The 8,647-nt window shown below is 34.5% G+C and carries 4 protein-coding genes; all 4 read right to left on the bottom strand.

What is annotated here, in order from left to right:
- Positions 1–316: 316 nt before the first annotated feature.
- Positions 317–2,413 carry a CHASE domain-containing protein gene (locus tag VKJ25_RS19705; protein ID WP_324238343.1) on the bottom strand — a complete coding sequence of 699 codons (2,097 nt, stop codon included), beginning with the start codon at positions 2,411–2,413 and terminating at the stop codon, positions 317–319.
- Positions 2,414–2,783: 370 nt separating this feature from the next.
- Positions 2,784–4,079 (bottom strand): serine/threonine protein kinase, encoded by a 1,296-nt coding sequence (locus VKJ25_RS19700; protein ID WP_324238342.1) that lies wholly within the window; start codon positions 4,077–4,079, stop codon positions 2,784–2,786.
- Positions 4,080–5,150: 1,071 nt separating this feature from the next.
- Entirely contained in the window at positions 5,151–5,882 is a 732-nt protein-coding gene (gene pflA, locus VKJ25_RS19695; RefSeq protein ID WP_324238341.1) for a pyruvate formate-lyase-activating protein, read from the bottom strand.
- Positions 5,883–6,190: 308 nt separating this feature from the next.
- Entirely contained in the window at positions 6,191–8,560 is a 2,370-nt protein-coding gene (gene pflB, locus VKJ25_RS19690; RefSeq protein WP_483143750.1) for a formate C-acetyltransferase, read from the bottom strand.
- Positions 8,561–8,647 lie beyond the last annotated feature (87 nt).

The following is an 8,647-nucleotide window of genomic DNA, read 5'->3' as shown; positions in this document are numbered from 1 at the left end:
GACTGTTTTCAAATCTTTTGACCTGAAAAATGTAGTCAGTCATAAATTTATTTAAGTTTTTACTATTATGACTTACCCATAGACTATAGATATGGAGTTTCAAACTATTGCACAATAGTTTTTTGACTCTATATAATCTTTGTCTAAGTCCTGACTGTTTTCAAATCTTTTGACCTGAAAAATGTAGTCAGTCATAAATTGATTTAAGTTTTTACTATTATGACTTACCCATAGACCATAGATATAGTGTTTCAAACTATTGCACAATAGTTTTTTGACTCTATATATAGTATCTTTGTCTAAGTCCTGACTGTTTTCAAATCTTCCTCCTTCCTCCTTCCTCCTTCCTCTTCCCTCCTCCTTCCAATTCAAATCTTCTTCCTCCTTCCTCCTTCCTCCTTCCAATTGGTAACTTAATAATAAACTCCGTACCATTTCCCTCATCAGACTGACAGAATAAATAACCCCCATGTTTCTCACAAACAATTTGATAACTAATAGAAAGTCCGAGTCCCGTTCCTTTACCAACTGGTTTAGTTGTAAAAAAGGGGTCAAACAAGCGAGTTTCGATATCTGACTTAATCCCAGGACCATTATCGGCAATTGAAATTGAAATCCACTGGGTATCAACTTGAGATGTTGTAATTGAAATCATAGGCGATCGCTCTTTTAACTGTTTTAACCGAATACTATCTTCTAAAGCATCAATAGCATTAGCCAAAATATTCATAAATACCTGATTTAATTGACCTGCATAACATTCAATTAAAGGCAAATCACCATAGTCTTTAGTCACTAAAATTTCTGGGCGATCAGGTTGAGTCTTGAGTCGATGTTCTAAAATCATTAATGTACTTTCAAGACCTGTGTGAATATCGACTTCCTTAACTTTTGATTCATCCAACCGGGAAAAATTACGCAGAGACAAAACTATTGTATGCAGACGTTCGCTGCCTATTTTCATAGATTCTAATAACTTCGGTAAATCTTGGGCAATAAAATCTAAATCAATATCTTCCTTAACTGCTTCAATTTCTGAACTGGAATCAGGATATTCGGTTTGATAGAACTTAACCAAATCAAGCAAATCTTGGAAATGCTCTTCTGCATATTCTACATTTCCCGAAATAAAATTAACTGGGTTATTAATTTCATGGGCAACACCTGCTACCAACCGACCTAAACTTGACATTTTTTCTGTTTGGATTAACTGTAGTTGAGTGTGCTGTAGTTCCTGCAATAATTTTTCTAATTCCCGGTTTTTGCTCTCAATTTTTAAACTTGCCTGCTGGGAAATATAGAAATACATTACCAAAGAAACTGTTATTAATAAGCCTAATACCAGAACCCCCTCAGGAAGGTAACCGGGTATAAAACGATTAGAAGCAGGTGATACTACCAACAAAAACTTTTCTTGTCCTCCATGAATTAAGCGGACACAAAATTGCCACTCTGAACTATGACGACATAGGTATGGTGGCTGTTTTGTCAGACTTTCAATAGCTTCTAAATTGGCAATTTCAGGAGATTCTGTCAAACTTTGGGATTCAGCTTTGTATGCTATCAGGAAATAGTCGGCGCTAGTAACAGCAGTTTTCCTGAGAGCAGAATCTAAATAATCATTTGGTAAACGATAGAGATAAATATCAATTCCTTTAAGGTTGAGATTGCTAGTAGCTTTTTCCATCAAAGTCCGAAGTTCATAAAAACCAAATACTACTCCTTGAAATTTTTTATTGTTATCAGTTTGTTCGCGGTTAGGGTATTGAGGAGCTAAGTTATCAAAACCAAATACCGGAGAATAAATCGCAAAACCTGATTTGCCATTTTCTAACTGCACTAAAGGTGTACTCACAGTGACTCTTGTATGTTCTGCTCTCTCTATAGTCAGCCAACGTTTTCTGTCTGAAGCAGCATCCCAACCAATATAATCTTGCCATTGCTCTAAAGGTTGAATATAAGTTGTAGGAAAGTAGACTGGGCGATCGCCTGCCATTACTTTATCTCCTCTGGAGTTATATTCATAAATCTTAAAATTTATTATCCCTTGAGTTTGTAAGTTTTGCTCATAAAGGGAGCGTTCCTGATTCTCTACTTTTTTACTCCAACCTAATCCTAACAAACCGTCATAGTAAGGTAGTAAGGAGGTTGTAAATTCTTGAAATTCCTGGGGAGTTACTTCTTGAGAGCCATTTAGGAAACTACCTACAGCTCTAGTCAGTTGGGTGTAATTATCTAATTGTCTTTGTAATTCATTGATTAAGACAGTAGATTGTTGTTGAAACCGCTCTTGATCTTTGGCCAGTTCCCAGTAATAAACAATGAGCATAGCAATAATCGAAATAGTTATCCCTGTTAATCCGACTACTGCCGTTGCCCGGTACTGATTAAATAAGTGTAAAAGTTTTTTCACCACTACATATAAAAAAAATAGTTTTCATTATCTATTATCCCTTATTATTAATTAGGGTTGGCTGATAGAAAGCTACTGGTAGTGCATTGTTTCACCTTAAATGGTGCAATAGCTGTAGGTTACAAAAATGTTTCTCCCCTACTCCCCTACTTCCTAATACATCATTTATCAGTTATCAGTAGAGAGTGAAACTCAGACGAAAGTCAGAGGCTGGAAATACTGAATCGAGTATTTTTTCATCCCTTTAAAAGAGGAGGCACATACCCCAATTTTTCTGTAAATGCTAAAACTTTAGAATATCAATGTTTTTATATTTATTCAGCCATCCCTAATTATTAATTATTAATTATTAATTATTAATTATTAATTATTAATTATTAATTATCCATTGGTTAATTTCCTCAACTAAGGATGTACTATCTTGAATATTCATTGCTTTATCTAATTGATATTTATCATTTTCAGATTGAATTATAACTTCATATCCAGATGCAAGTTTAGATGCAAAAACCTCAATAATATCTCTAGTATTTCCCTGATATTTTCCGTAAGTAAAATCTAATAAACGTCGTTCTACCTGAAAACAATTATGGTCAAAATAAATATAATTCTTTTCTCCAAATAAAATAAATATTCCTGCCAAAAATAGAATTAGTAACAAGATTCCATAAACAAAATTAGTTAGAAGTAAACCCACAAATATACAAACAATACCACCGATAACTCCAGACTCTTTAATTTCTCTTAAACTAGGTGCATGAGTATAAATTTCCATCTTTTCTGGAGATTTATTGATACTAACAATAATGCTAAATTTTAGAGAATTTTTGTGAGATTTTAAGACTTTTCTAGGTTGAGGTTTTGATCCTACAGATATCAAAGCTTCACGGGCACTTTGAAAGCGTTTTTCTAAATCTATTTCTGTCATTTTATTAATCCAAATAGCGAAGTTAGGATTAATATTAACCTTATCAGTAAATTGAATCTGATAATTTTTTTGTGGTAAATTTGCCGGATAAATTCCAGTTAGTAAATGAATCAAAGTTGCTCCCAAAGCATATAAATCTGAAGCCGGAACTGCTTTCCCCCAAAATTGTTCTAGAGGAGCATAACCGCTAGTTCCAATAATAGTAAAAGTTGCTCCCTGATTATTACCTTGAGATTGTACTGCACCAAAATCTACTAAATAAATTTTTTGGTCTGCCCCCATAATTAAATTACTAGGTTTAATATCTCGATGTAAAACTGGAGGCTCTAATTCATGGAGATAAATCAGAACATTTAATACTTCTTGGGCAATTTTCATCACATCTTCTTCTGTGAACTTTTGCTCTTTATCTAATAATTCTTGGAGAGAAAAACCAGGAATATAATCTTGCACTAAAGCAAACCAAGGTAAACTTGAATTTGCTTCTTTTTCTAAAGAAAAATAATCACGATAACGAGGAATTTGGTAATGATTTAGAGCTTGTAAAGTTTTAGCTTCTTCCTCAAATAAACTTAATTCTTGCCCTAATATTTCCGGACTATAAGCTAACATTTTAATAATTACTTGTTCTTCCAGTTCAGAATCAAATGCTAGCCAAGTTTTACGGCCTGGTATTGTACGTCCGAGTTGTTTTTGTAGTTGGTAACGTTCTTCTAAAATTTTTCCTGGACCTAACATAAATAATTGATAGTTAATAATTGATAATTGATAATTACTTCTCCCTTTTTAGGCTATCCATTACCGAAATTTTTGGGTCTAAATTATCCTCTTTGAAGAGGATAAAAAAAGAAAATTCCATATTTCAAGCCTCCTGATTCCAGGAGGTACTGATAACTGAGAACTGAAATGAACCACATCTTTCTTAACATAAGGTTTGACAAAAAAGATTTATTGTTGTTGAATTAAATAATTAAGTTATTATGTACTGTATTATATAGCAGTCAGGAATGATTTGTGAGAAAAAAACTGTAGGGGTTTGGTCTCCAAACCCAACCAAAGATTTGGAGACCAAACCTCTACAATAAAATCTTATAACCTATTTAGGATTGCTACCTTATTTAATTGCCTAAATTATCTACAAAATTTTTATGTTCTACAGTCGCCAACCCCTGTTTTACTACTTCAATAACTTTCATTAAATTTCCTGCTAATAAAGCAGTTTTATCTAACCATATCAATTATATCAAATCTGTTAGCTTTGGAGTTTCGTAATAAACTGGATTTACCGAAGACATCTCCGATAGTATTAATATAATAACAATTTGAAAAGAGGCTGCTATGGCAAAATCTATACTATATCTGATCAAGATTTCTAATCGCTCATTTGTAATATTCTTTTTTCAAACACAATGGTATAAAAAGAGTGTGGGGAGTCTGGGGAAATATAGAAAGATTTGGTAATGGTTGAATATCTAAAATTTTTTTCTACCAAATTAAGTAGATTTGATATGAAACAATTAAAACATTGCAACAGTAGGGGCGGGTTTTAGTGAGAATTTTCATGCTTAACTCTAAGACTTACGGAAGAATTAATAATTAAGAGGTGATAGTTAATAATTATTCATTCAACAATTTACGCCTTGAAGCCTCCCTTTTTAAGGCGATAAATCAAAAATTTTCATGATTAGTCAATCCCCTTCTTTGAAGAGGAGGTAATTATTAATTATTAATTGTTCATTATTAATTACTGAAACAAATCCGCCCCTATTACAGCTAAAATTTAGAGCTTTTTTCCCAGCCAAACTAACTTTATCCAACTACTAAATTATGACTTTTAAAAATATTAATAGTTTGTTCTAATAATTCATTTGAAGGAGGTTCTGTGGTCTTAAGTTGATAATCATATCCTAATTGTTCCCATTTATATTCTCCCATTTTATGAAAAGGTAAAACTTCCACTTTTTCTACATTATTAAAATCCTCAATAAATTCAGCTAAACCAGTTACATTATTTACGGGATCTGTCAAGTCAGGAACTAACACAAATCTGATCCATGTTGGCTTATTAATTTCGTTAAGATACCGAGCAAAATTAAGGGTTGGTTCAATAGAAACATTAGTTACTTTCTTGTAAATTTTGGGGTCAAAAGATTTGATGTCTAATAAGACTAAATCCGTATATTCTAAAACAGGTTTAGCAACATTCAAATTCACATATCCCGATGTATCTAATGCAGTATGAATCTCCAGTTCCCGACATCTTTGAAAAATTTCTTGAACAAATTCTGGCTGCATCAAAGGTTCACCTCCAGTAACCGTGACACCGCCACCAGAATATTTAAAATAAGACTGATATTTTTTAATTTCTAAAATTAATTCATCAACAGATGTTGACTTTCCACCTTCAATATGACGACAATCAGGATTATGACAGTATAAACATCTTAAAGGGCAACCTTTAGTGAAAATAACAAATCTAATTCCCGGACCATCGACAGTTCCACAAGTTTCTATAGAATGAATAATACCTATTGTTCCCATTTGATTACTTTTTTCGATTGTAGGGGCGGGTTTTTCAGGGGCGTTAGGAAAAGCCGAAATTTGACTAAACCCGCCCTTTGGGTTTTTCAGTTAGGAAAATAGCCGAAATTTGACTAAACCCGCCCTTTGGGTTTTTCAGTTAGGAAAATAGCCGAAATTTGACTAAACCCGCCCTCTGGGTTTTTCAGTTAGGAAAATAGCCGAAATTTGACTAAACCCGCCCTCTGGGTTTTTCAGTTAGGAAAATAGCCGAAATTTGACTAAACCCGCCCTCTTATGTATGCAACGTCCCTACTAATGTCGTCAGTTTACAGTTTATTATGGAATGTCCGATTAATCACATCTAACTGTTGTTCACGACTCAGCTTAATGAAGTTAACTGCATAACCCGATACTCGAATAGTCAACTGAGGATATTCTTCAGGACGATTCATTGCATCTATTAAAGTTTCCTGATTGAGAACGTTAACATTAATATGGTGTCCTGTATCATGGAAATAACCATCCAACATTCCTACCAAATTGTTCACTTTTCCATCGTCAGTTTTACCTAATGCTTGAGGCACAATAGAGAAAGTATATGAAATTCCATCTTTAGCATTATCATAAGGTAATTTGGCAATGGAAGCCATCGAAGCGATCGCTCCTTTAGTATCCCGTCCGTGCATGGGATTCGCTCCGGGGGCAAAGGGTTCTCCTGCTTTTCGTCCATCAGGTGTACTGCCAGTTTTCTTACCATAAACCACATTGGAAGTAATAGTTAAAATTGACTGGGTAGGGGTTGCATGACGATAGGTTTTGTTTTTGCGGATTTTCTCCATAAAAGTGCTTAATACACCAGAAGTAATTCCATCAACCCGTTCATCATTATTACCAAACTTTGGATAATCTCGTGTTACTTCGTAGTCAACTGCTAACCCTTCTTCATTACGAATAACTTTGACATTTCCATACTTAATCGCAGCTAAAGCATCACCTACTACAGACAAACCTGCCATTCCACAAGCCATTGTCCGATCAACATCGCGATCGTGTAATGCCATTTGGATAGTTTCGTAGGAATATTTATCGTGCATATAATGAATGACATTGAGACTATTTACATAAAGTTTAGCTAACCAGTCCATCAAAACATCAAACTTAGCGTTTACTTCTTCATAGTCTAAATAATCACTGGTAATAGGAGCATAACAGGGAGCAATTTGTTCTCCACTTTTTTCATCTTTACCACCATTAATGGCATAAAGTAAAGCTTTCGCCATGTTCACCCTGGCTCCAAAAAACTGCATTTGTTTACCAATTTTCATCGCCGAGACACAACAAGCGATACCATAATCATCCCCAAATTCTGGACGCATTAAGTCATCATTCTCATACTGAATAGAACTGGTGTCAATAGAAACCTTGGCACAATATTCTTTAAAAGCGACAGGTAACTTTTCCGACCAAAGAATAGTTAAATTTGGTTCAGGAGCAGGTCCGAGATTATAGAGAGTATGTAAGAAACGGAAACTATTTTTCGTCACCAAAGGACGACCATCAACTCCCATTCCCCCAATCACTTCTGTCACCCAAACCGGATCTGCTGCAAATAACTGGTTGTATTCAGGAGCACGTAAAAAGCGAACCATCCGCAGTTTCATCACAAATTGATCGATTAATTCTTGAGCTTCAGCTTCAGTGATAACTCCTAATTCTAAATCCCTTTCAATATAGATATCCAGGAAAGTAGAAACACGCCCCAAAGACATAGCTGCACCATTCTGTTCTTTAACAGCAGCTAAGTATCCAAAATATGTCCATTGTACAGCTTCCTGACTATTTGTCGCTGGATTTCCTAAATCAAAACCATAACTTGCTGCCATTACTTTTAAATTTTTCAAGGCTTTGATTTGGTCTGAGATTTCTTCTCGTAAACGAATCACTTCCTCATCTATAACATCGTATTCTAGGGAAAATAGTTGTTGTTGTTTTTCTTCAAGTAGAAAATCAAGACCATATAGAGCAACCCGACGATAATCTCCTATGATACGTCCTCGTCCGTAGGAATCAGGTAAACCTGTAATAATTCCTGAGTGACGAGCTTTCCGCATTTCACGAGTATAAGCATCGAAAACTCCGTCATTATGAGTTTTGCGATATTGAGTGAAAATTTCATGGGTTTGCGGATCTATTTCATAATCATAAGCTTTTAAAGATTTCTCAACCACTCGAATGCCCCCAAAAGGCATAATTGCTCGTTTGAGAGGTTGATCAGTTTGTAAACCGACAATTTTTTCTAAATCTTGATTGATGTAACCTGCATCGTAAGCAGTAATACTGGAAGGGATTTTCGTTTCTACATCTAAAACGCCTTTTTCCCGTTCTTGGAGCATTAACTGTTTAACCTCATTCCAGAGTTTTTCCGTTGATTCACTGACATTTTGCAGGAAAGACTCATCTCCTTCGTATGGAGTATAATTTTTCTGGATAAAATCTCTTAGGTTAACTTCATTTACCCAGGTTCCTGGTTGGAATCTTTGCCATGCTTTGTCTTTTGAGGTTAGTTGGCTTTCTAGTTTGGAAAGGTCTTGTTGCGTGTTAATGTTACTAACCATAAATAAATTTGTCGAGTGTACTTTTACTTTTTGGGCACTCGCCTCCTTTACTTTAATATTAGCATAAAATTCAATTTGCACACTTTAGATTTGATTTTTTTGATTTTTTTTACTGTCAGTCCCAGTTGAGCTATTTTATAAATTTCTTAACCTCAAATGTAATAAATT

The sequence above is a fragment of the Okeania sp. genome, from assembly GCF_035285525.1.
Taxonomy (GTDB): domain Bacteria; phylum Cyanobacteriota; class Cyanobacteriia; order Cyanobacteriales; family Microcoleaceae; genus Trichodesmium.
This window is presented reverse-complemented; position numbering and strand designations above follow the sequence as displayed.

Bases quoted from the DNA above. Each gene is read 5' to 3' on its own strand.
- pflA (WP_324238341.1), bottom strand. From the start codon at position 5,882: ATGGGAACAATAGGTATTATTCATTCTATAGAAACTTGTGGAACTGTC.
- VKJ25_RS19700 (WP_324238342.1), bottom strand. From the start codon at position 4,079: ATGTTAGGTCCAGGAAAAATTTTAGAAGAACGTTACCAACTACAAAAA.